Source organism: Brucella sp. NBRC 12950 (assembly GCF_030268145.1).
GTDB lineage: Bacteria > Pseudomonadota > Alphaproteobacteria > Rhizobiales > Rhizobiaceae > Brucella.
This window is the reverse complement of the sequence record NZ_BSQC01000008.1, coordinates 180,974-205,304: the sequence shown is the minus strand read 5'-3', so window position 1 is coordinate 205,304 and position 24,331 is coordinate 180,974. Positions and strand designations below refer to the sequence as shown.

Here is a 24,331-nt window from a genome sequence, read left to right as displayed (position 1 = left end):
CAAGCACTACTAAATAACGACAGGCCTACTGTTGTGCACCATTCGCCGGCTTCTCAGGCTCACTGTCAAAACTCTTTGCGACATCCATGAAGCGGCGCATGAAGCGTTCCATATAACCAAGCGACTGTTCGAACTCTGCATCGGACGGCAGCTTTGACGGCATAGCAGATGCAGCACCCGACTGAACTGCTGCAAGCTTATCCTCAAGCCTTTTCACGCGGTCCTGCAGATCGGAAATGTCGTTCTCATAAGCCTCGCGGTCTTCGGTTGCCATCTTGCAGACAAGCTGCCCCTGATGCTCATTGCAGACTGAAAGCGCACCCGTTCGCGTATCAAGCCGCACATAGCCGGTTTCCGTGCCTTCAAGGCGATAGCGGCCATTTTCCTGCGCATAAGCACTGCTGGCAATAAAGCCGGTCCCAAGAAGTGAAACCGTGGCGAGTGTGCGAAACAACGGCATGTTTTTGCCAGACATGGTTCTCTCTCCTTAATAGCCTGTTTAAGCGCATCTCGTCCGAAAGCCGCTTCACACTTTTCCGGATGCGCTCTATTTCTTCGCGCATCTTATCCAAAAACTGCTTTGCACTTTTCGGGATGCGCTAGAGCCTACCCCCATCATATGGGAGCTATGCGCGAAAAACGAACAAGTCATGCTTTGATTTTCTGATAAATTCGGGCTAGAGAGCCGCCATGACCAAAACGACCATCTACAAGATCGCCCCGCGCGATCTCTGGGCGCAGGCAGAAGAGGCTGGCAATTTTACCGGGGCACCCGTTGATATTGCCGATGGCTATATCCATTTCTCCACCAGTGAACAGGTGCGCGAAACAGCCGCCAAACATTTTGCCGGGCAAACGGATCTGCTGCTGGTAAGCGTAGATACAGCCGCTCTGGGCGATGCGCTGAAATTTGAAACCTCGCGCGGCGGGGCATTGTTTCCGCACCTTTATGCAATGCTGCCACTATCGGCAGTGATTAAGGTCGAGCCATTGCCGCTCGACAAAGATGGTCTCCATATCTTCCCGGAGCTTGAGGACAAATGAGCGGGCTTTTTGAACTTTTTGGGCGACGTGCATTGTTTACGTTCGACGCCGAGCAAGCGCATGGTCTGTCCATCGCAGGGCTGAAAACTGGTATTGTCACCTGCAGCCGTCCACATGACCCCGCACTTTCGGTTAAAATTGCAGGTCTGCAGTTTCCAAATCCAGTCGGCATGGCAGCCGGTTACGACAAGAATGCCGAAGTTCCTGATGCACTCTTGAAGATCGGCTTTGGATTTACCGAAGTCGGCACCATCACGCCACGTCCGCAGAGTGGTAATCCGCGCCCGCGTATTTTCCGTCTCGTGGACGATCGCGCTGTGATCAATCGTCTTGGCTTCAACAATGAAGGCCACGATGCAGCGTTCAAGCGCCTTTCGCAGCGCGCTGGCAAAAGCGGCATTGTCGGCGTTAATATCGGTGCCAACAAGGATGCTGAAGACCGCATCGGCGATTATGTAGCTGGTATTCGCAAGTTCTATCAGCTGGCGCGGTATTTCACCGTGAACATCTCTTCGCCCAACACACCGGGCCTGCGCAATTTGCAATCCCGCGATGCGCTGCGCGAGCTGCTCTCCCGTGTGCTTGCTGCCCGCGATGAAGAAGGCAAGATGTGCACGCTGAAGCGTCCGGTTTTCCTCAAGATCGCGCCTGATCTGAGCGACGAAGAACTCGACGATATTGCGGCAGAAGCGCTTGAGCAGAAGCTTGACGGCATTATCGTTTCCAACACCACGCTTTCGCGCAACGGTTTGAACAGCACGGAGAACCGCGAAGAAACAGGTGGCCTTTCGGGCGCACCGCTATTTGAGCGTTCGACGATTATTCTGGCACGTATGCGCGAGCGGATCGGCGCTGACGTGCCGCTGATCGGCGTTGGCGGTATCGATAGTGCTGAAACCGCCCTTGCGAAAATCAAGGCGGGTGCTGATCTCATCCAGCTTTACACCGGCATGATCTATCGTGGCCCCGGCCTCGCATCCGAAATCGTGCGCGGACTTTCAGACGCCGTCAAAACCGAAGGCGTGGCAAGCATTTCCGATCTGCGCGACCGCGACACGAAGGAATGGGCCGCGCGCCGTCTGCCTGACTAAACTTCTCCTGAGCATGCCCCCCGAAAACTGGTTCCCACTTTTCGGGGTCATGCTTTAAAAAACTCCGTTCTATACCTCCGTGGCAGCAACGCCAGAAGCGTGATGCCGCGGATCGATAGGAACAGATTGATTGCCAGCCAAAGCCCGTGATTTCCCATCACGGGCTTTACTGCATAAAGCACAGCCAAAAAGAATATCAGCGAGAAGAACATCATGTTGCGCATATCGCGCGACCATGTTGCGCCGATGTAAACGCCGTCCATATGGAATGCGAGCAGGCCGGTGAGCCCGGTTAATGCCGCCCATGGCAGATATTTGATCGCCTCATCACGCACATCGGAAGCCTTCGACAGAAGGTCGATAATCGCATCACCAAACACCAGCAAAGTGAATGCAATCAAGCTGGCCATGACCAGCCCCCAAACGAAGGTGAGTTTCGCACCGCGAACAAATGCCGGGCTATAGCGCGCACCGACCGAGCGGCCTACGATCTGTTCCACTGCGGCGGCCATACCATCGAGAAAGAAACCGCAGACGAGGAAGAAATTCATCAAAACCGCGTTTGCCGCCAGCGTCACCGGACCGAGCTCTGAACCCGCGCGGGTGAAGAATGCAAAGGCTGTCAAAAGCAGAATGGAGCGGATCATGATGTCGCGGTTAAGCGCAACCATCCGCACAAGGCCTTCTTTCTGAAAGATGCGGGCCCAATCAGGCCTGCGTCCTGTCGTGCGATTGAAGTGGCGCGCAACAAGCGTGAGGCCAATGATTGCCGCAACAGTTTCGCCCGTAACCGTGGCCCATGCAACACCGGCCACACCCCAGCCAAGTTCCAGCCCGAGCACAATGCAGAGAATAATATTGATACCGTTAATTAGCACCTGAAGGCTGAGGCCCAGAATACCCTGCCCCCGTCCGAGCAGCAGACCCAGTACGGAATAATTAATAAGCGCCACCGGTGCCGAAAGCATCCGGATTGACACATAAGTCACCATCGCTTCCTGAGTGGCAGGTGTCGGGTGAATGAAATCAGACGCAACGGTTAGCACGAGCGGCAGGCTCAGGATCATCAGCAAGCCAGCAGCGATCGCTATAATGATAGCCCGCCAGAAGATTGCCTGTTCTTCTGCCTTGTCGCCTGCCCCCATCGCCTGTGCGACAAGCCCGGTGGTTCCGGACCGCAGAAAGCTGAACATGGTCAGCAGAAAATCGAAAACCAGTGCGCCTATGGCAAGGCCACCAATCAATTCGGCCTGCCCCATCTGACCGACCACACCCATATCCACCAGCCCAAGCAAGGGCGTAGTGACGGCGGCGAGTGTCATCGGCACGGCGATCATCATCACCATGCGATGGGTCACTTCAAATGGTCTGGAAACAATGCTCTGATCGTGCAGCATCTGATCCCTGGCTTTCCTCGAATATCGGTCGCAATATCGGTAAGCTCTATTCTGGAATCATTCAAAACGACAGTGAATTCGGCCACCGTATTGTCGCAGCCCTGACAGCCTTATGTCAGGAGCGCGTTCAACAATATTCAGAGGCCGAGCATCATCGCCCAGTATAGGCGACGCGGATTGTTTTCAGGCGTCGCCCATGCAAGGCCATAATGCTCGAAGGTCGGATCAAGCATATTCTTGCGATGCCCTGGTGATTTCATCCAGGCATCGAAAACGGCCTGTGTGTTTGGCTGTCCAGCGGCAACATTTTCTGCAGCGGGACCGCGAATACCAGCCTGTTTGAGCCGCGAAACAAACCCATTGCCCCAGCCGACCGAGTGGCCGATCTTGCCATGGCTCGCCATACGACGTGCCTGATAAAGCGCTGCCTGCTCAAGCTTGCCGTTGGTTGACATAAGCGGCAGACCGTTGGACTTGCGGATCTGATTGAAGAGCTCGGTCGGGTCAACGTCTGCTGCAGCGTTTGCAAAACCCGCGGGCAAAGCCGCGAAAGCCAGAGCGCCACCGGCGAGGATCAGAAACCCACGCCGGGTAAGGTTAAAAGTGTCGTTGTCTTGCATTTCCCGCTTCCGAAAGGCTTTTTACTACGCATTATCCTACGCAAAACCGCTTCGCACTTTCGCAGGAAATGCTCTGATTATTTCCGGTAGCTCAGGATACGGAGCAAAATAAAGGCAGGAATGACGACGGCTGCACCGAGGATGAGATAATCGGCAAAACCTGCAATGGCAGAGAAGCCCATATTCCAAAGGCGCAGAACAAAATCACGGATGCCATAGAGGATATCGTAAGGCGTCCAATGGAACGCGCTCATCACCACGCCAACCACCAGCGAGATCAGCACAAGCTTGATCAGCACGCGTGCAGGCGTATCGCCAAGAAAACGGTTCACACCATCAGACATGCAAATCTCCAGCATTTGGTCGCCTGCCAAAGTGGCAGTTTCGCCGCGGAAAATAGGTCGTCGGCGCAGGATTCGCAAGTAAGCTCATAAATTCAGCGTTCTTTGCGATAATCGCGTGGCGGCTTCTGCTTCTGGCGCACAAACGAGCGGTTCATGCTACGCGTATCCGTAAAGCCGCTGGCGACTGCCACTTCCAGCAACGATAGCCCGGTTTCAGACAGCAGCTCCCGCGCCTTTTTAACGCGCAATTCTTCACGCACCTCAAAAGCCGTGCGCCCCACCGCCATACGAAAACCGCGCTCCATCTGACGCACCGAAATGCCGAGCTTGCGCGCAACATCGATCATCGGAACTGGCTCTTCCAGCGTTTCCTCAAAAATGCGGATCGCCTTACGGATCATCGGTGAACGCACACCATTGAAACTCAACGCCGGCTGTTCAGAACGCACCAGTTCATAAGGGATCATCAGAATGGACGCGCTTTTACGTGCCAACTCCTCGGAGATTTCATTCTGGATGATTGAAAGGGAAAGTGATGCCGCGCCCAGGCCACCCGCACAGGTATAGTGCCGTCCGCTGCGATGAAAAAGGCTTGTCGTATCAGCGGTATGGCCATCGAAAAGATCGAGAAAATCATCACGATGGAACCAGCTGACACAACAGTTTCGGTCATCAAGCAAGCCGCCCTCAGCCAGCAGAAAGGCCGCTGTGCAAAGGCCCACAACGGTCTTGCCGCGCTTATCGGCGCGTTTGATAAGGTCAATCAAAGCCTGTTGACGCGGGCGGTACTGCGCAAGCAAACCGCCGACAACTGCCACATAATCGCACTCATCCAGCTCACCGATGGGTGCTGTCGGTTCAATCACCATACCGGAACTGGATGTAACCGGATCGCCCGACAATGTGCAGATTTTCCAGGCACACCGGATCTGGCGGCTTTTATCACGATCATCGGCTGCAAGGCGAAATGGGTCGAGAAACAGGCTGAGGGCCGTCAGCGTAAAACCGGGCAACGCAACGATGCCCACGGACAGACGGCGCGATGGCACATCCGTCATGATTTCCCGAACCTCATCCTTCCCATTTCTCACCTAAGCAGTCCTCCACCACATCCCACTTTATACGAACGGGATCAGGAAGAACGCAATCACCTGAAATGCTTGGAGAGCTTAAGTTGCTGCGCCTGATAGTTCGATCCCAAATCGATGCCATAGAGCGCCTTCGGGCGATTCAACATATGCTCATAAACAAGACGGCCGACAATCTGGCCATGTTCGAGAATGAACGGGACTTCATGACTGCGCACTTCCAGAACCGCACGGCTTCCCGTTCCACCAGCAGCGGTGTGACCGAAGCCCGGATCAAAGAAGCCTGCATAATGCACACGGAATTCACCGACCAGCGGGTCGAAAGGCGTCATTTCCGCTGCGAAAAGCGGCGGCACATGCACCGCTTCGCGCGAAACGAGGATATAGAATTCATCCGGGTCGAGCACCAGTTCACGCGACCCACGATCATAGATCGGCTCCCAGAAGTCGAGAACGTCATTGGCAGCTCGCTTATCGACATCGACAACAGCTGTGTGATGCTTTCCGCGATAGCCGATCAGCTTGTCTTTATCACCCGACAGATCAACTGACAGCGCGATGCCGCCACCAGAGATATTTGGCTGTTCTGCAGCCACCAACGTTTCGTTCTGATGCAATGTTGCAAGTTCTGCTTCAGTCAGCTGGGCACGTCCCTGACGAAAACGGATTTGCGACAGGCGCGAGCCGGTGCGTGCAACAATCGGGAAAGTTCGTGGGCTGACTTCGAGATAAAGCGGGCCATTATAGCCAGCAGGCACCTTGTCGAACTCCTGCGCACCATCGGCGATAACGCGGGTGAAAATATCAAGGCGGCCCGTCGAGCTTTTCGGGTTAGCGGAAGCAGACAATTCCGGCGAAAGCGACAAGCTTTCAAGCAATGGCACGATATAGACGCAGCCGGTTTCAAGCACCGCGCCTGCGGTCAAATCGATCTCGTGAAGCTTGAGACGTTCCAGCTTGTCTATAACCGGCGTTCCCGGACCGGGCATGAAGGATGCGCGCACACGATAGGCTTTCACACCCAATCGCAGGTCGAGACTTGCAGGCTGAATCTGATCGGCATCCAATGGACGCGCAGATTTGAGCAAACCGCTTTCAAACAGCGCGGCAATATCCGCATCTGCCAGAATTCCTGCTTCCCTCTGTGTCATACCACTGAACTCCGTGAATTACTTAAAATTGGTCTAAGACCATTGACCGCTCTAAGCACCGATGCCAACCCTCAAAGCCCTTGGTTTCGGGGTTTTCCGCAGGAATCAGAGGCCAAGCACCTTTCACCGGCAGCTCTTTTCCTGAAAACTGACCTTCCAAGCATTGACGACCCTGCCCAAGAGGCATAAGGAAAAAGTGTTCCGTGGTGATTTGGCCGGCCGGCTTGCAGCCACGTTAAAGAATTCGCTAAAATAAGGCCGCGGTTCGTTACCGGCCTTTTGCGTGTTCGCGAGGCCGGTTTTTTATTGGCCGCCGAGGCATTTCCAGGCCCCGGCCGACCAGCTTTCGACAGGTTGGAAAAAAATGACGAATAAGACTACCCGTAAGTTACGCCCGGCAACTCAGCTCGTTCATGCAGGATCGCTGCGTTCGGGCTTTGCAGAGTTGTCCGAAGCCCTCTATCTGACGCAGGGCTTTCTTTACCCGACGGCAGAAGCCGCTGAAGCGCGATTCACAGGCGAAGACCCGGGTTTCATCTATTCGCGTTATGCCAACCCAACCACAGAAATGTTTGAAAAGCGCATGTGTGCGCTTGAAGGTGCCGAAGATGCGCGCGCCTTCACCTCCGGTATGGCGGCGGTCGCCGCCTCCATTCTCTGTCAGGTACAGGCTGGAGAACACGTCATCTGCGCACGCGCCGTCTTTGGATCGTCGCGTTACATTATTGAAACGCTGCTGCCGCGCTATGGCGTTGAGTTCTCAATTATCGACGGCTCGAAGATCGAAAACTGGAAAGCAGCTGTTCATCCGAACACCAAAGTGATGTTGCTCGAAAGCCCGTCGAACCCGACGCTCGAAGTGATCGACATTGCTGCTGTCGCAGACATTGCCAATGAAATCGGCGCAAAGCTGATCGTTGACAACGTGTTTGCAACGCCACTTTACCAGAAGCCGCTGGAACTCGGCGCGCATATTGTCGTCTATTCGACCACCAAGCATATTGATGGTCAGGGCCGTTGTCTTGGCGGGATCATTCTTTCCGATCAGGAGTGGACTGAAGAAGTTCTCCAGCCTTACTTCCGTCATACCGGCCCGGGTATGAGCCCATTTAATGCATGGATCATGCTCAAAGGCCTCGAAACGCTCGGTGTTCGCGTGCGTCAGCAGACGCAGTCGGCTGCAGCCGTTGCCGATGCGCTCGCCGGTCAGGCAGGTGTGAAACAGGTCATTTATCCGGGCCGCGCTGACCACCCACAGGCCGACATCATCGCCAAGCAGATGACCGGCGGCTCGACGCTGATCGCGCTGGAACTCGAAGGCGGCAAGGAAGCTGCGTTCAAGTTTGAAAATGCGCTGCAGGTCTTCAGCATTTCCAACAATCTGGGCGACGCAAAGAGCATCATCACTCATCCCGCCACGACCACGCATCAGAGCCTCACAGACGAAGCCCGCGCGGAACTCGGTATTTCTGACGGTATGTTGCGTATCTCCGTCGGTCTCGAGGATCAGGATGATCTGGTTGAGGATGTGCTGGAAGCGCTAGCTGCCGCTCGATAACAAAAATCGTCTAATTTTGCAGCTTTCGACCGCAAAACGATGCATAAACGACGCAATTGCCGGAACATTTCGGCAATTGCGCTGCATTTGTCGGCATCAACTCGTTGACCTCCCGCGCAACTTTAGCGATAGGTGAGACAAGTAGACTTGATGCGATTCAAAGGCGGGTGCGTATGTACAAAGCGGTAACGCGGGGTATCGAAGTAACGGCTGAACCGTTTTATCTCGAAGACCAGTCCGAGCCAGAAGACAACCGCTATGTCTGGGGCTACCGGATCACAATCGCCAACAATTCATCTCAGACTGTACAGTTGCGCTCGCGTTACTGGCAGATCACAGACGGCAATGGCCATATTGAAGAAGTACAGGGCGCAGGCGTTATCGGCGAACAGCCGACGCTTAATCCCGGCGACTCTTATCAATACTCTTCAGGCTGCCCCTTGAGCACGACATCCGGCGTCATGGTTGGGCGATATCAAATGCAAGCTTCCGACGGGAATGCCTTTGAAGTCGATATTCCGGCTTTCTCGCTGGATATTCCAGAAGCCCGCCGCACGCTGAACTAAAAAAGCGCTTCTTTTGAAGCGCCTTTTTTTATTGTCGCTTATCCCGAAAACTGCGTCGCGCTTTTTGGGATGCGCTTATTTATTTCGCAAACTGTGCAGGATCAAACTCATAGGTTTTGGAGCAGAATTCGCACGTAACCGAAATCTTGCCATCCTCGACGCTATCCAGAATTTCTTCAGCCGAGAAATTTGAAAAGACGCCTTCGATCTTTTCGCGAGAACAAGCGCAATCATCGACAACCCGGATCGCCTCATAGATGCGAACGCCACGCTCATGGAACAGACGATAAAGCAGACGCTCCGAGCCAACCTGTGGGTCGGTCAGTTCCGAACTTTCAATCGTGCCGACCAGCGAGCGCGCTTCATCCCAGCCGTCGTCTTCAAGGTCGAGAACAACTGTGTTTTCGTCGCCATCGCCACCCGGAAGGTCCGGCATGCGTGAACGAATTTCGGATTCCGGCAAGAACTGGATCATCAAGCCACCGGCGCGCCAACGTTCGACGAGTTTGCCGTCGCTGCCGCGCTCAACGAGCTTTGCAACGCTTAGCTTCATATCGGTTGCAATCTGCTCAGACTGACGGAAGTAGGTGCGTGCGATCTCTTCCAGCGTAGATCCATCGAGAGCCACAATGCCCTGATAGCGCTGCGTGTGGGAACCCTGGTCAACCGTAAAAGCAAGCGTGCCACGGCCAAGCAGTTCTTCCGGACGTGTCTTGCCTGCGCTCACCGCTTCCGCGACGCGCTCGGCATCAAAACGCGCGTAAGCACGCACCGAACGCGGTGTACGGAAATCCACGACCAGCATGTCCACAGGTCCGTCGGACTGGGTCTGGAAGATGAACTTGCCTTCGAATTTCAGAGACGTGCCAAGCAGAACCGTGAGCACAGTCGCTTCTGCCAGCAGGCGTGCAACTGTTTCCGGATAGTTATGACGCTTGAGAATAGCGTCAATGCTTGCACCCAACTGAACGGCGCGACCGCGCACGTCGAGCCCTTCCACCTGGAAGGGCACAACGGCGTCATCGCCCGCGAAGTCGAAGTTATTCAGGTCGATCTGAACGACTTCTTCTTCGTTATGCTCAATGCTGGTCTTGTCAGCCAAATTATGCTCCTTGCAGGCACCATGCCAGAATGGCCTTCTGGGCGTGGAGCCTGTTTTCAGCTTCATCGAATACGACCGATTGCGGGCCGTCGATCACTTCGTCGGTCACTTCCTCGCCGCGATGTGCGGGCAGGCAGTGCATGAAAAGTGCCTTCGGGTCAGCTTTAGCCATCAGATGCGCATTGACCTGATAGGGCATGAAAACATTATGGCCGCGAGCGTGATCTTCCTGCCCCATCGAAACCCAGGTGTCTGTGACGATGCAATCTGCACCGTTCACTGCCTTGTCCGGGTCTACTGTGGACAGGATTTTCGCGCCGTTTGCCTTTGCCCAATCAATATATTGCTGCTTCGGCTCGCTGCCTTCCGGCGTTGCGATATTGACGTTGAAATCAAAACGCGCCGCAGCTTCCACAAGCGAATGCAGGACGTTGTTACCGTCCCCCATCCAGGCAAAGGTCTTGCCTTTGATCGAGCCGCGATGTTCCTCATATGTAAGAACGTCAGCCATGATCTGACAAGGGTGTGTGTCGTCGGTCAGTGCATTAATCACTGGAACAGTCGCGTATTCAGCCAATTCCAGCATACGATCATGCGATGTCGTGCGGATCATGATCGCGTCAACATAGCGCGAAAGCACCTTGGCGGTGTCCGCAATTGTCTCGCTGCGACCGAGCTGCATTTCCGACCCCGTGAGCATGATCGTCTCACCGCCGAGCTGACGCATACCGACGTCAAACGATACGCGGGTACGGGTGGACGGCTTTTCGAAAATCATCGCCAGAACCTTGCCGGCGAAAGGCTTTTCGATCTCGCCAGCCTTCAGACGTGCTTTGCGGGCCTTGGCGTCTTCCATGATGACACGCAGTTCCGATGATGGAACTGTCGATAAATCGATGAAGTGCTTGATACCGTTGTTCGCCATGATTTTATGCCGTCTTGCTGATCGGATTTGCGACGGAAAGCCGTTCAACGGCCGCTTCAATGCGTGCCAGTGCTTCACGGGCCTCTTCAGGCGTCGTAACCAGCGGAGGCAGGATACGAACGACATTGTCGCCAGCGCCAACGCTGAGCAGATGCTCATCACGCAGAGCCTGAATAAGGTTCACGTTAGGAACCACGCACTTGATGCCCATCAACAGGCCGCGACCGCGTACTTCCGAAATGACGTTCGGAAAACGATCGATGATCGAGGCAAGGCCCTGCTTCATGGTCAGCGCAGTTTCCTGCACGTTTTCAAGGAAGCCGTCAGCAAGCACGACATCAAGCACGGCATTGCCAACAGCCATAGCAAGCGGGTTGCCGCCGTAGGTCGTGCCGTGAACGCCAGCCACCATGCCCTTGGCAGCTTCTGCTGTTGCAAGGCAAGCGCCCATTGGGAAGCCACCGCCGATACCCTTTGCGACTGCCATGATGTCTGGCGTGATGCCCGACCACTCATGGGCAAAAAGCTTGCCGGTACGGCCAACGCCGGTCTGCACTTCGTCAAGGATCAGAAGAAGACCCTTGTCGTCGCAGATCTTGCGCAGAAGACGCATGAATTCTTCAGGGAAGCCGCGCAGACCGCCCTCGCCCTGCACAGGCTCAAGCAGAATTGCTGCAGTTTCTTCGGTGATTGCGGCACGCAGCGCCGCTTCATCGCCGAATGGAACCTGATCGAAGCCCTCGACCTTCGGGCCGAAACCTTCGAGATACTTAGCCTGACCGCCAGCAGCGATCGTTGCCAGCGTACGGCCGTGGAATGCACCTTCAAAGGTGATGACGCGGAAGCGCTCAGGATTGCCGTTTACATAATGATAGCGGCGCGCGGTCTTGATCGCGCATTCCAGCGCTTCAGCACCGGAATTGGTGAAGAATACTTTGTCCGCAAAAGTCGCATCTACGAGACGCTTGCCAAGCTTTTCCTGACCAGGAACTTCATAGAGGTTCGACAGGTGCCAGAGCTTGTCAGCCTGCTCTTTAAGCGTATTAACCAGATGCGGATGGGAGTGGCCCAGCGAGTTAACCGCGATGCCAGCTGCGAAATCGAGATAACGGTCGCCGCCTTCGGTAATAAGCCAGATGCCCTCACCTCGCTCGAAGCGCAGAGCCGCACGATTGTAAGTGTCGTAGAGCGGTTGCACAGTCGTAACGTCGGTCATTGCAGTCAGGCCTCCATTAGCCTTTTAAATGCAGCGCCTCCGGCTAGGGCCGGTCAGGCAGCGTTTCCCATTGTGTTGATGTCCCGCACATGAACGCAATCGTTCACTGGCGGGTTCGGGGATCACATGTCTTTGCATGGTCCTCCCGGCGGAAATAAAAAACCGCCCTCAGGGCGGCAATATTTAATCCCGCGCGTATATTGGCGCTCGAAAAAAAAATGTCAATCAAAGCCCACCCGGATAATCATGCATCTTTATGCATGAGTTCATGCAGGAAGCTCACATTATAAAGAACGGGATTAAGATGGCACCTATGCAGTTGCAGGGGTGGCATTTTGCAGATCGGGTCGATATATAGACGCCAGATGTCTTCCCCGACGGGAAATCCCTCTGAAATGCACCCGCGAAATACGCGTAGCTGACTCAGAAAAACCGTCTTTAGCACCCAAGTTGGGGAAAACCATAAAAATGGAATCCGCCTGGCAAGGCTATCCCTTGTCATGGAGTCGTTCGGTATTGTAGTTTCTATTTAAAGTAAAAAACTACATTTCGTACGGCGGACCTAGTCACCCGGATAGATATAGTGTTTGTGCCTGGAGCAATCCGGGGACGCTGGTGGATTCCGGATAACGAAAACTGATTGGAGCCCAGGGCGATGAACTGGACAGATGAGCGCGTCGAACTGCTAAAGAAATTATGGAACGAAGGCTTGAGTGCAAGCCAGATCGCAGCGCAGCTTGGCGGCGTCAGCCGCAATGCAGTGATCGGCAAAGTGCACCGCCTGAAGCTTTCGGGTCGTGGTAAGACCACGACCGCAGCCCCACGCAGTAAAAAAGTAAATACCGTTGCAGCGACCCCGCGTCCTGCAGCAACCACCCATAGCAATGGTGCAAGCCGCCCACAGGCGACCACAACCATTCGCACAGCAACTGTCACGCAGACCGTCGGCGCAACCGCGCTTCAGATGGAGTATGTTGCAGATGCCGTAACAGAACGCGTCGTACGCCCAGCGTCAGATGTCGTTGTTCCAATCTCCCGTAAGCTGACACTTCTGCAGCTCAGCGAGCGCACCTGCAAGTGGCCGATCGGCGATCCGCTCAATGAAGATTTCCACTTCTGCGGCAGTGAATCCGGTGAATCCAGCCCGTATTGCAGCTATCATTCGAAGCTGGCTTTCCAGCCGACGGCGGAACGTCGTCGCGCGCGCTAATCTCCTTACCAGCGTCCAATAAATTTAAACCCCAGCAGCGTTTCCGCTCCGGGGTTTTTTCTTTGCTCTCTCTCCTCAAGGCGGCTCCCAACTGTCCGTTACAGCGGTTCCAGTTAAGAAAGAATCGTTGGAGCCGCTGTAACTATTTGTTTTTACGCATTATCCGACGCAAAACCGCTTCGCACTTTTGCTGGAAATGCTATAAGAAGCATGGATGATCTGCCTACGCCCGCTTGGGCAGACGGACCATAAAGGTAGAACCTTCGCCAAGCTGCGAGCGCACAACAAGGCGGGCACGATGGCGAGCGAGGATGTGCTTGACGATGGCAAGCCCCAGACCGGTTCCCTTTTGAGCGCGGCTTGTTTCGACATCGATACGGTAAAAGCGTTCGGTCAGCCGCGGGAGATGCTCGGCAGCAATGCCCGGACCAAAATCCTGCACCGAAGCTACGACTTCCGAGGCATTTTCGCTGCTCTCTTCGTCCAGCCTTAGAATGATACGCTTGCCGCCCTGCCCATACTTACAGGCATTTTCAACGAGGTTCTGGAAAACCTGGATAAGTTCATCTCTGGTGCCAGTCACGTTCACCGGATGATCCGGGAAGTGCCGCTCAATGACGACATCAAGACCCGCGGCGAGAGGTGTCAGTGTGTCGGCTACGTGGTTGAGCACAGCGGTCATATCCACACATTCGCTCACAGCCAAATGCGCGCGCATTTCCAAACGAGAGAGAGAAAGCAGATCGTCAATCAGACGCGACATGCGCTCGGCTTGTTTCTGCATGATACCCAGAAAGCGCTCGCGTGCGCCTGCATCATTGCGTGCCGGGCCTTGTAGCGTCTCGATGAACCCAAGCAGTGAGGCAAGCGGTGTGCGCAACTCGTGGCTTGCATTAGCGATAAAGTCCGAACGCATACGGTCGATGCGACGTGTTTCACTTTGATCGCGGAACAGAAGAACGAAAAGTTCCGGTTTGCCCGATGCATCCCTTAGAGCCTTCACCATCGCCTTATACCAGCGGTCAATCGGCACACGCTCGAAATAGTCTATGCTGCGCGGCTCGCCGTCAGCAATCACGCCTTGAATAAGTGCGTGCATTTCCGGAGCACGAAACCGCAGATAAAGACCTGTATCTTTTTCAAGTGACTGGAAGGCACTGAGCGCTGCAGCATTTGCGAACAGTACAGTTCCACGCTGATCAAAGACAATCATCGGATCGGTCAGAAGATCGGCAAGCCGCTCACCGGAAACACCAGCCATTTCATTGACGGGATGTTCATCCTGCAGCTTTTCTTCAACAGGGTCATCGCGCGTGGCGCTTGCGACCCAGATGGCGCCAACGACGACCAGAACCATCAAAAGGATGCGAAACCACAAGGGCAACTCCAGCACCATGATGCAAACCACCAACACCATGCTGGCAATAAGCACACCCTTGACCCTGAGAAGCGGAGCAAAGAGGGTTTCCTCTGGCTCGGAACCGGGAGAAGGTTGGTTGCTGCTTTCACTCATTCTCAAATCTCTCAACTCAGACAGCGCGCAAGCCATTTACCTTACGCATGTAATTGTCCCGAAAGCGGGTCAACGATCCTTTACGCGGCTTATAAACAGCCCATATCATGCATTAAAGCGTATCGCATTTTATCATTTCCAAATGATGCGCTTTAAGTCCTTGTTCTTGCGCATGTCGTCACCGGATCGTAGCGGGATTAGAAATCAGCCCAGTAAACTGATGTCCCCGCGAAGAGGGTTTCCCAATTTCTACGGCATGCACTAGGTTCGGCGGGCACTGCGTAAACGTGCCTTTATATAAACCAAAGGAGCTTGCTGTGGGTGACAGTTCAAAGACAGCTAACAAAAAGAAAGCGGAAAAAGACAATTCAAAATCCGGCGACAAGCCTCTGAAGATCAAAATCGAAGGCGACACCCACAAGTTCGACATCAACGATCCCAAGCTTCCGGACTGGATTGATGACCAGGCTCTGCAATCTGGCGGGTACCCTTATCCAGACAAAATGAAATCGAAGGATTATGAGGAAACGCTGGAGCGGCTTCAAATCGAGCTCGTCAAAATGCAATACTGGCTGCAAAGCACCGGTGGACGGGTGATCAGCGTCTTTGAAGGGCGGGATGCTGCTGGCAAAGGTGGAACAATCTTCACCATCCGGCAGTTCATGAACCCCAGAACTGCGCGCAATGTCGCCTTGCCAAAGCCCACTGAAACCGAGCGCGGTCAATGGTATTTTCAGCGCTACGTACAGCTCTTCCCCACGTCGGGTGAATTCGTCACCTTCGACCGTTCCTGGTATAACCGTGCAGGTGTTGAGCGCGTCATGCAGTTCTGTACGCCAGAGCAACTTGAAACGTTTCTGACGGAAACGCCTGATTTCGAGCGGATGATCGTCACCGAAGGTATCCACCTGTTCAAGTTCTGGCTGGATATCGGACAGGAAATGCAGCTCAAGCGTTTCCATGAGCGCCGCCATAGCCCACTGAAAAGCTGGAAATTCTCACCGATGGATGTTGCCGGCATTTCACGCTGGGATGACTATTCCAAAGCGCTGCATGTCATGCTTGAGCGCACAGATAGCGGTTACGCGCCATGGACGATTATTCGATCCAACGATAAGAGACGCGCCAGATTGGCTGCAATCCGGCGCATTCTCCTGAGTTTGCCTTATGAAGGGCGTGATCTCGAAGCCATCGGCCCCGAAGATCAATCCATTATCGGACGAGGCGCTGAGTTTCTTGCTTCCAAAACACCGGCGGCATCCGATTCCGGCAAATAGAATGTACTTGGCTGGTGTGGTGTTTTCTCCCAGAGATGCGGCTTCCACACCAGCTGCCACAGAGCTCGCCATGCCGAAACTGAAATCAAGACCCAATAGGCTGGGATGGCGAGAATATAGGCATAACCGCCTAATTCCGTCGGCTCCATGGTTTTCGATCCGAGCACATAGAAACTTAGGTAGGCTAGCATGATATTGATCATATCAATGCGCAACAGCCACAGGTTTTGGGAATCGAGAGGGCCAAACAGCATAAACCCTGCAAGAACCAGCACGGTCACCAGCATGAATGGATGCAGAAGCGCCGAACCGATTATACCCAAGGTGTAAATCTGGTTGACGACGAAGCGCCACCAGCCAAGCTCGCGCCAAGTGGCATATGGATTACGTCCATGAACGAGCCATGTCTGCATCCAGCCTTTGATCCAGCGCGTGCGCTGCTTATGCCAGACCGAGTAGTCAACCGGCGCGTCTTCGACGGTGCCCCGCGTGATAACATCGATACCGTAACCAAAGCGAGCGAGCCGCATTCCAAGATCGGCATCCTCGGTGACATTATAGGCGTCCCACCCACCAACCTGGTCAAGGCATGAACGGCGGAAGTGATTGGATGTGCCGCCCAGTGGGATAACCAATCCTTGGGAAGCAAGCCATGGCAACAACCCACGGAACAGTGTGGCATATTCAAATGCAAACATACGCGTGAGCAGGTTTTGCCGGAAGTTTCCGATAATCAAAGGCGCTTGAACGCAAGCAAGCTGATCGCCACCCCGCTGAAACGCCTGCCATGCCTCAAGCAGCTGATCTGGATGAGGACGATCCTCTGCATCAAAGACGGCTATGATTTCGCCGCGTGCAAATTGAAGCGCATAGTTCAACGCCTTCGGCTTGGTGCGCGGACCGCCTGTTGGAACGAGAACCAGCTCATAATTTGATGGAAGAGCCCTCGCCCTGATTTCCCCGTTGGTATCAAAATCGTCTCTCTCGCAGACAAGTTTGATATCGAGTTTGCTGCGCGGCCAGTTAAGCCTCTCCAGCGAAGCAATTAGTTGCCCCACAACTGCTTGTTCACGATAGAGCGGCACCAGAACAGAGTAGACCGGCAAGTCGCGTCGATTAAACGGCACGATTTCTGGAAAACGCAGACGACGGCTTGAAACCGCTGCGAAGAGGCGGATGAGTACACAGCCGAAAAAGAACAATGTCAGACAGACATGCAGGAATAGAATAGTTTTTGACGGCCAATTCACGAAACTTGCAATAAATGCATAAAGCCCTATTGCAATGATGAAAGCCTGTGGCGTTTCAAGGACCCGAGCTGCTGAAAACAGCTGTGGTGTCATTCCATGCGCCCGCGCGATCAAATCCTTCTGATGGCGCTGGCGCAGGATCTTCTTGATGACCGACGGTGTGGAAATTCTAATCCGCTCTCGCAATTCTGGTGTTTGCTGAATATGGTCGCGCAGTTTTGCAATGCGATTTTCAGTAGGGGCGAGATAAAGATAGGAGGTGCCGTCCTTTCCGAGCACCATCAACTGTCCTGGCTCCGTAAAAATCGCCGATGTCTCTTCACCCGTAACAAAGACGCGTGACGAGAGGACCTCCTCTGTGAATGTCAATTCGAGATAGTCGGCTATTGCTTCAAACAACAACGTCTCTGAAACACCCCGCTGATGCGAAATTTCGGCGCAAAAGCTTGTCCCGTTGATGATGGATGCTTCATAGGCTTTCGTCAGGCAATCACGCGACACACCGCGTCGCTCCAATCTGGCAGATATGGCCGTGCATATCCCCAGATCGGAAGCAATCGATCCGTTACTCATAGTACCCCCGCACTACTAATGGACTATTTTTATTTTTCACTAATATTTATTATAATTCTCTATGAGGATTATTTATTTAACTAAATTATGTATTTAGAAAATAACCCCTCTATATAGATTTTTATTTCATTCTATTTTAAATTGAAACAGAATTATTTAACTTTGACTATATTCAGGACCTTTACGGTCAAATTAATGCCAACCCATTCAAATTCATTGCATAGTTTTCCACATAGGCTCTATTAACGTGAAATTATCAGATATTGCTTAAATAAGGCTCCAATGAAACGGCACCTTTTGAGCATAGCGGTTGCAGCTTGCTGGCTTGCCAGCGGCATCTCCGTCGGCGCCCAGCCCGCGCCCAAGGCACCTGACTTCTTCAACCAGAAGGAAAGGCTGGCCTTGCCATCCCTTCAGGGACTTAATCGGCTGCGCTTCGTGACGACGCTCGATTTCCCGCCCTTCAATGCACTTAACGAAGCCGGACAGCTTTCAGGCTACAATATTGACCTTGCGAAAGCGCTCTGCAGTCAGATGGGATTGAGCGACATATGTCAGATCGAGGCTGTTCCCTGGAATGAACTTGAAGCCAAACTGGAAAGTGGTGAAGCGGAAGCAATCATCGCAGGCTTGAGTGTCAATGCACAAAGCCGGCAGAAATTCGTTTTCACCCGCGCCTATATGCGCTTTCCCGCACGCTTCATAACCAAAAAAGCAAATAGCTTTTCCGAACCTGCGGCGATTTCAACACGCGGCAAAGACATTGGCGTTGTAGCAGGCTCTGCGCATGAACAGCTTTTAAAAGCATATTTTCCGCAAGCCGTTGCCAAACCATTTCCCGACCGAGCTGCTCTCTTAGCTTCACTGCAAAAAGGTGAGATCACCGCTGCTTTTGATGACGGCATGTCGCTGTCATTCTGGCTTGAGAGTGATCAGGCTCATGACTGCTGCGTCTTCACAGACGGGCCATATCTGGCACCGCAATATCTTGGCTCAGGTCTGACAATTGCTGTCGCTCAAAAGAATGCTGCTCTGGCAATCGCTTTTAACAGTGCGTTGCAGTCATTACAGCAGCAGGGCAAACTCACAGAGCTCTATCTGCGCTACTTCCCAACCAGCTTCTATTGATTAAGACCTGCAACAGTTACGCATGAATCGCGTGGCAGAATCATCTGTGCGGCGGATTACGCCCGTTCATGCCAACTCTTTGACCGACGCACGCCGCAGAATTTCGTGCCATTTTGTCGCACCAACGGGAACGCAGCACCGCGAATTTTCAGTGATTATTGAAATTTCCGACCATTCGATACTTACAGCACATAAGTAAAATTATTTGAAATCAAAATATTGAATTGGATTTTCAGGAAATTAAAGCGATAAATCGCGTCTTATTATGTAATTTCGTGTCGCCTTATATCACATTTTCCCAATAAATCCATATGTTTATTTGTTCTTGAAGAATTCTTCTTTTAATCGATAATCAAAATCGAGGAGAAGGAGGAATTATACATGTACCAAGGCATCAGCACTCATTGGCACAAGTCTCCTGCACAGACCCAGCGGTCGCCGAATGAAGCAACCTATGTGTTCTTTGGGATTTTTCTGGCGTGCCTGACTGTTCCTGCAGCAATTATCCTTTGGGCGATTGCTCAAAGCATAATGACGCATTTCTAAGAAAGTCAGGTGATCCCGAGATAGATTGTCGGTCACGAGCCTGTAGATGGCGATGGATTTTGACGAAGCGTAGCGAACAGGTGCGGATAGCGCTTGGTAGACTTCGCACATAAGCTTCCAAATAATGATGGGCCATAGGATGCGCTTGAGTCATCAGATGCTCCGTTGGCGCCTTACGGCATTCAACAAAAAGCCCCGCTTGAGAGCGGGGCTTTTTTATTCTCTAGCCCCGGCACATCCGTAGGAATATGCCGGGGCTGATCACTTTTAGTGCATCGGACCGCTCTCGTCGCCCGGTGCTGCGTGATGCTGCACAGGCGCTGGCGCTCCAGCTACATCATCAGGACGCTTTTTAGGCGGCTTGCGTGCGATCAGGCTATAGAACATCGGGATGAAGAAGGTCGCGATGAAGGTCGCAGCCAACATACCACCGATAACGCCGGTACCGATCGAGTGACGGCTTGCCGAACCTGCACCAGAGCTGATTGCCAGCGGAACCACACCAAGGATGAACGCCAGCGACGTCATCACAATCGGACGGAAGCGCAGGCGAGCAGCTTCAGCAGCAGCTTCGATAGCTGACTTACCCTCTTCGCGTTGCAACACGGCAAATTCCACGATCAGAATCGCGTTCTTTGCCGCGAGACCTATGAGCGTCACCAGACCGATCTGGAAGTAGACGTCGTTGGTCAGGCCACGCAGATCAGTTGCCAGCAATGCACCGAAGATCGCAAAAGGCACAGCGGTAATGACTGCCAGTGGCAGGCTCCAGCGTTCATACTGGGCGGCAAGGATCAGGAACACCATGAGCAAGCCGAAGATCATAGCCTGACTACCGCTGCCGCTTGTCGTGACTTCCTGATAGGCGGAGCCAGTCCAGGCAATCTGATAGCCCTGCGGGAGCACTTCAGCAGCCACTTCCTGCATCGCCTTGATCGAGTCACCCGACGTGTAACCCGGTGCTGGATTACCCGTGACCTTAGCCGCATTAAACGCGTTGAAACGTTCAAGCTGATCAGGGCCAACAACACGCTTGACCGTTACCAGTGCGCTCAGCGGGATCATGCTGCCAGAATCGGCGCGCACAAACACATGCTTCAAATCGCTCGGGTCGCGGCGGAACTCGGCTTCCGACTGCAGATTAACCTGATAGTTGCGACCATAGAGCGTAAAGTCGTTGACGTAAACGCTACCGAAGGTCGCCTGCATGGCGGTGAAGACCGAATTGATCGGCACGCCCATCGCCTTGGCTTTTTCACGGTCAAGCTGGATATCATACTGCGGCACGTTCGGATCAAACGTCGTGCGAACACCCGTCAGTTCCGGGCGCTTGGCCGCGGCATCTGTCAGAAGCTTGGTCGCATTGGTCAGCGATTCAACCCCGCCGCCTGTACGATCCTGCACGTAAAGTTCGAAACCGCCGGTCGTGCTGAGACCCATGATCGGAGGCGGGTTGAATGCCAGCACCAGACCATCCTGAATGCCCGCATTCATACCCATGATTGCACCGGGCAGATTGCGCGCGTCGAGATCCGGCGTTGTGCGTTCTTTCCAGTCCTTGAGCATGATGAACATCGTACCGGCACTGGTTTTAAGACCACCCGAGAGCAGGTCGAAGCCGGAGACTTCAAACACGCTTTCTACCGCAGGATGCTTACGAATATTTTCGCTGGCCTCATGAAGAACCGCACTTGTGCGCTCCAGCGATGCCGCTGGCGGCAGGATGGCCACACTGAACAGGAAGCCCTGATCTTCGTCTGGCAGAAGCGATCCCGGTACTTTCTCAAAGAGATAATATGTGCCGCCCAACAGACCTGCAAAAATCAGCAAGCCAATAGCAGCGCGTTTCAGGAAAAAGCGCACGCCGTTGGTATAACCGCGCGTCAAACTGTCGAAGAAGCGGTTGAAGATACGGAATGGCAGCATCGGCTCATGATGGCCGGGCTTCAGGATCAGCGCGCAGAGTGCGGGCGTCAGCGTCAAAGCCACGATACCGGAGATCGTCACCGAAATCGCAATCGTAACAGCGAACTGCTTATACATTTCGCCGACCAGACCGCCCATGAAAGCGACCGGAATGAACACGGCGCAGAGCACCAGAACAATCGCAATTACCGGCCCTGTCACTTCGCTCATTGCCTTGATGGCAGCTTCGCGTGGCGGCAGTTTCTCGGTCGTCATAATGCGTTCGACGTTTTCCAATACCACGATGGCGTCGTCCACGACGATACCGATCGCCAGAACCAGACCGAACAATGTCAGCAGGTTGATGGAGAAGCCAAGCACATACATTCCCGCGAATGTACCGATGATCGAGATTGGAACCGCGATGACCGGAATAAGCGTTGCACGCCAGTTCTGAAGGAAGATGAAGACCACCAGAACAACGAGGATGATAGCCTCGATGAAAGTATGGATCACTTCCTCGACAGAGACCTTAATGAACTTGGTCGTATCGAATGGAACCGAATAGTCGATGCCTTCAGGGAAGCTTGTCTTCAGCTCCGCCATGCGGTTCTGAATAAGCTCCATCGTGTTGAGCGCGTTGGCGCCCGGCTGCAGATAGATCGCAATCGGAACAGCCGGAGTGCCGTTGAGGGCGCTATCTACCAGATAGCTTTCTGTACCCAGTTCCACACGGGCAACGTCCTTAAGACGCAGCGTTGCAGCATTCTTGTCGGAACGAAGAATGATGTTTTCGAACGCTGATGCGTCCGGCAAACGGCCTTGCGTTGTTGCCGTGTAAGTAAACGGCCCTGCCTGCGGATCAGGCTGATCGCCAAAGCGGCCTGCTGCAAACTGTGCGTTCTGTTCCTGAATTGCCGTCTGAACATCGGTTGGTGTCAGATTATACTGTGCAAGCTTGTCCGGACGCAGCCAGACGCGCATCGAATAATCGATGTTACCGAGAAGCTGAACATCGCCCACACCGGTAAGGCGCTTGAGGTCGTCGATGACGTTCAAAAGCGCGTAGTTACCAACATAGGTACGGTCATAGCGATCCGTGGTGGAGAACATCGCCACCATGCCGAGAATGGTGCTGGAGCGCTTATCGACGGTCACGCCGAGACGCTGCACTTCCTGCGGCAGGGACGAGGTTGCACGCTGCACGCGGTTGTTGACGTTGATCGTTGCCTGATCCGGATCGGTGCCCAGAGCAAAGGTCACGGTCAGCTGCATGGTGCCGCTGCCCAGACTCGAGGACTGCATATAAAGCATGTTCTCGACGCCATTGATCTGCTGCTCAAGCGGTGCCGCAACGGTTTGCGTGACCGTTTCAGCACTTGCGCCCGGATAGGTCGCGCTGACGACAACCTGAGGCGGCGTCAGCTCGGGATATTGCGCGACAGGCAGGATCCGCATCGCAATGAGGCCTGCCAGCACAATGATGATGGAGATGACCGCCGCGAAAACCGGACGGTCGACGAAGAATCTATTCATTGCTTGTCTGCCGCCTGTTCTTTACCGGCCTCTGCTCCAGCTTCGCCTGCAGCCTTTTCAGCTGAAGCTTCAACCGGCTGAACCGTTTTGCCCGGGGCCGCCTTGATCACACCTTCGGTGATGATACGGTCGCCAGCCTGAACGCCTTTGCTGACAAGCCATGCATCCGTCAGTTCGCGGGAAACCGTAACTGGCCGAACTTCCGCAACGTTTTCCTTGTTCACAACATAGACGAACTGGCCTTGCGGGCTTTGCATCAGAGCTGCTTTTGGAACCAGAATTGCGTTGTCGATGGTCACGCCAAGGATCGATGCGCGAACAAACTGACCTGGGATCAAGCGCTGATCAGGATTGTCAACGACAGCACGGGCGCCAAGCGTTCCGGTTTCCGTATCGAGCGACGAGGATGTGAAGTCGATGGTGCCTTCATGGTCATAGGCATCGCCATCACCAAACAGAATCCGAATGCGCAGACGATCCGCATCCTGTCCCGTCGCTCCGCGTGCTTCACGCAGCTTGCGGATTTCCGCAGCTTCCGAGTCCGTGAAGGAGAAGTTGACGTAAACCGGATTGATCTGGGTGATCGATGTCAGCAGGCTCGATGAAGCATCCGTACCGATCAGACTGCCTTCGGAAACCTGTTCGAGACTAGTGATGCCGCTGATGGGCGCTGTAACCTTGGTATAGCTCAGGTTCAGTTCTGCCGTGCGCAACTGCGCCTTGGCAGCCGCAACTGCAGCCTTGTTAAGGTCTCGCGTCGCCAGGGCAGTATCACGGACGGCTGTGCTCTGCACCTTCTGCTGAACGAGCTGCTCGGCCCGTTCCGCATCGCGGATCGACTGCTGATAGGTAGCCTCAGCCTGCGCAACCTGCGCCTGTGCGCGAGCAGCTTCAGCCTCATATGGTGCCGGATCGATCTCGAAAAGCACGTCGCCAGCTTTGACTTCCGTGCCTTCAATAAAGTTGCGATGCAAAAGAATGCCGCCAACGCGAGCACGCACCTGAACATCACGATATGCGCTCACGCGAGCGGCATATTCATAAGGGACTGAAACGTTCTGCGCCTTGAGTTCTGTAACAGTGACCGGCGGAGGTGGTGGCGTAGCCCCTCCTGGCGCCTGCGCATAGGCAGACTGTCCTGCAATAATGAAAAATGCGGCTCCTGCCGCAAAAAGCCGAATAGAACGGTTCATGGTCATAATGGGAGTTGCCCTTGATGTCGCACGGTGCGGCCGAATAAACATACACGAATGTTTGTAAATACGAATTACCGTGTTATAGTCAATCACCT

Annotated in this window: 20 protein-coding genes and 1 riboswitch; of the genes, 7 read left to right on the top strand and 13 right to left on the bottom strand. The window is 53.8% G+C overall.

Features of this window, described 5'->3' with window-relative positions; all coding sequences use genetic code 11:
* Positions 1-25: 25 nt before the first annotated feature.
* Positions 26-475, bottom strand: a complete 450-nt coding sequence (locus QSJ70_RS15190) for a hypothetical protein (RefSeq protein WP_064320164.1) — start codon at positions 473-475, stop codon at positions 26-28.
* A gap of 215 nt (positions 476-690) precedes the next feature.
* On the opposite strand from QSJ70_RS15190, the gene QSJ70_RS15185 reads away from it, so the two are divergent.
* Positions 691-1,044 carry a DUF952 domain-containing protein gene (locus QSJ70_RS15185; RefSeq protein ID WP_285537551.1) on the top strand — a complete coding sequence of 118 codons (354 nt, stop codon included), beginning with the start codon at positions 691-693 and terminating at the stop codon, positions 1,042-1,044.
* Positions 1,041-2,135: a quinone-dependent dihydroorotate dehydrogenase gene (locus QSJ70_RS15180; protein ID WP_285537549.1), complete on the top strand. Its 1,095-nt coding sequence runs from the start codon at positions 1,041-1,043 to the stop codon at positions 2,133-2,135. The genes QSJ70_RS15185 and QSJ70_RS15180 overlap by 4 nt, the downstream gene beginning before the upstream one ends.
* 47 nt (positions 2,136-2,182) lie before the next feature.
* Here the strand turns inward: QSJ70_RS15180 and QSJ70_RS15175 are convergent, their stop codons facing one another.
* The 5 genes from QSJ70_RS15175 to QSJ70_RS15155 all read right to left on the bottom strand — a co-directional run bounded on the left by QSJ70_RS15175 (position 2,183) and on the right by QSJ70_RS15155 (position 6,735).
* A complete protein-coding gene (locus tag QSJ70_RS15175) occupies positions 2,183-3,532 on the bottom strand; it encodes an MATE family efflux transporter (protein WP_113158897.1) in 1,350 nt (449 codons plus the stop codon).
* 137 nt (positions 3,533-3,669) lie between these two features.
* A complete protein-coding gene (locus QSJ70_RS15170; protein ID WP_285537546.1) occupies positions 3,670-4,152 on the bottom strand; it encodes a CAP domain-containing protein in 483 nt (160 codons plus the stop codon).
* 77 nt (positions 4,153-4,229) lie between these two features.
* Complete coding sequence (locus tag QSJ70_RS15165) at positions 4,230-4,496, bottom strand: DUF6460 domain-containing protein (protein WP_007873508.1); 267 nt, start codon at positions 4,494-4,496, stop codon at positions 4,230-4,232.
* Positions 4,497-4,588: 92 nt separating this feature from the next.
* Positions 4,589-5,554, bottom strand: a complete 966-nt coding sequence (locus QSJ70_RS15160) for a GlxA family transcriptional regulator (protein WP_064320160.1) — start codon at positions 5,552-5,554, stop codon at positions 4,589-4,591.
* An 89-nt stretch (positions 5,555-5,643) separates the two neighbouring features.
* Positions 5,644-6,735, bottom strand: a complete 1,092-nt coding sequence (locus tag QSJ70_RS15155; protein WP_007873506.1) for a 2'-deoxycytidine 5'-triphosphate deaminase — start codon at positions 6,733-6,735, stop codon at positions 5,644-5,646.
* A gap of 193 nt (positions 6,736-6,928) precedes the next feature.
* Positions 6,929-7,009, top strand: a riboswitch (SAM riboswitch).
* A 90-nt stretch (positions 7,010-7,099) separates the two neighbouring features.
* Here QSJ70_RS15155 and QSJ70_RS15150 point away from each other — a divergent pair.
* Together QSJ70_RS15150 and apaG are read left to right on the top strand one after the other, a co-directional pair.
* Positions 7,100-8,293, top strand: a complete 1,194-nt coding sequence (locus tag QSJ70_RS15150; protein ID WP_285537541.1) for an O-succinylhomoserine sulfhydrylase — start codon at positions 7,100-7,102, stop codon at positions 8,291-8,293.
* Positions 8,294-8,466: 173 nt separating this feature from the next.
* Positions 8,467-8,859, top strand: coding sequence for a Co2+/Mg2+ efflux facilitator ApaG/CorD (apaG, locus tag QSJ70_RS15145; protein ID WP_064320158.1), 393 nt, complete (start codon positions 8,467-8,469; stop codon positions 8,857-8,859).
* Between the two features lie 79 nt (positions 8,860-8,938).
* On the opposite strand, the gene QSJ70_RS15140 is transcribed toward apaG, so the two are convergent.
* Genes QSJ70_RS15140 through QSJ70_RS15130 form a run of 3 tightly spaced genes read right to left on the bottom strand, consistent with a single transcriptional unit; the run spans position 8,939 to position 12,102 of the window.
* Positions 8,939-9,961, bottom strand: a complete 1,023-nt coding sequence (locus QSJ70_RS15140) for an Hsp33 family molecular chaperone (protein WP_285537537.1) — start codon at positions 9,959-9,961, stop codon at positions 8,939-8,941.
* Between the two features lies 1 nt (position 9,962).
* On the bottom strand, positions 9,963-10,886 hold the full coding sequence (argF, locus tag QSJ70_RS15135) for an ornithine carbamoyltransferase (protein ID WP_007873502.1): 924 nt from the start codon (positions 10,884-10,886) through the stop codon (positions 9,963-9,965).
* 4 nt (positions 10,887-10,890) lie between these two features.
* A complete protein-coding gene (locus QSJ70_RS15130; RefSeq protein WP_064320155.1) occupies positions 10,891-12,102 on the bottom strand; it encodes an aspartate aminotransferase family protein in 1,212 nt (403 codons plus the stop codon).
* Positions 12,103-12,757: 655 nt separating this feature from the next.
* Between QSJ70_RS15130 and QSJ70_RS15125 the strand changes: the two genes are divergently transcribed.
* Entirely contained in the window at positions 12,758-13,312 is a 555-nt protein-coding gene (locus QSJ70_RS15125; RefSeq protein ID WP_007873500.1) for a GcrA family cell cycle regulator, read from the top strand.
* A gap of 223 nt (positions 13,313-13,535) precedes the next feature.
* Here QSJ70_RS15125 and QSJ70_RS15120 read toward each other — a convergent pair whose 3' ends face one another.
* On the bottom strand, positions 13,536-14,825 hold the full coding sequence (locus tag QSJ70_RS15120) for an ATP-binding protein (protein ID WP_285537534.1): 1,290 nt from the start codon (positions 14,823-14,825) through the stop codon (positions 13,536-13,538).
* A 317-nt stretch (positions 14,826-15,142) separates the two neighbouring features.
* Here QSJ70_RS15120 and ppk2 point away from each other — a divergent pair, with 317 nt between their 5' ends.
* Entirely contained in the window at positions 15,143-16,102 is a 960-nt protein-coding gene (gene ppk2, locus QSJ70_RS15115) for a polyphosphate kinase 2 (protein WP_007873498.1), read from the top strand.
* On the opposite strand, the gene QSJ70_RS15110 is transcribed toward ppk2, so the two are convergent.
* Positions 16,030-17,925 (bottom strand): glycosyltransferase family 2 protein, encoded by a 1,896-nt coding sequence (locus QSJ70_RS15110; RefSeq protein WP_285537531.1) that lies wholly within the window; start codon positions 17,923-17,925, stop codon positions 16,030-16,032. The genes ppk2 and QSJ70_RS15110 overlap by 73 nt on opposite strands.
* A 282-nt stretch (positions 17,926-18,207) precedes the next feature.
* Between QSJ70_RS15110 and QSJ70_RS15105 the strand changes: the two genes are divergently transcribed.
* The gene (locus tag QSJ70_RS15105; RefSeq protein WP_113158891.1) at positions 18,208-19,053 is read left to right on the top strand and encodes a transporter substrate-binding domain-containing protein; all 846 of its coding nucleotides are present in this window, start codon (positions 18,208-18,210) and stop codon (positions 19,051-19,053) included.
* Positions 19,054-19,866: 813 nt separating this feature from the next.
* Here QSJ70_RS15105 and QSJ70_RS15100 read toward each other — a convergent pair.
* Together QSJ70_RS15100 and QSJ70_RS15095 are read right to left on the bottom strand one after the other, a co-directional pair.
* Positions 19,867-23,040 carry an efflux RND transporter permease subunit gene (locus QSJ70_RS15100; protein ID WP_285537528.1) on the bottom strand — a complete coding sequence of 1,058 codons (3,174 nt, stop codon included), beginning with the start codon at positions 23,038-23,040 and terminating at the stop codon, positions 19,867-19,869.
* A complete protein-coding gene (locus QSJ70_RS15095) occupies positions 23,037-24,239 on the bottom strand; it encodes an efflux RND transporter periplasmic adaptor subunit (protein ID WP_064320150.1) in 1,203 nt (400 codons plus the stop codon). Before QSJ70_RS15095 ends, QSJ70_RS15100 begins: the two co-directional genes overlap by 4 nt.
* Between the last annotated feature and the right edge of the window lie 92 nt (positions 24,240-24,331).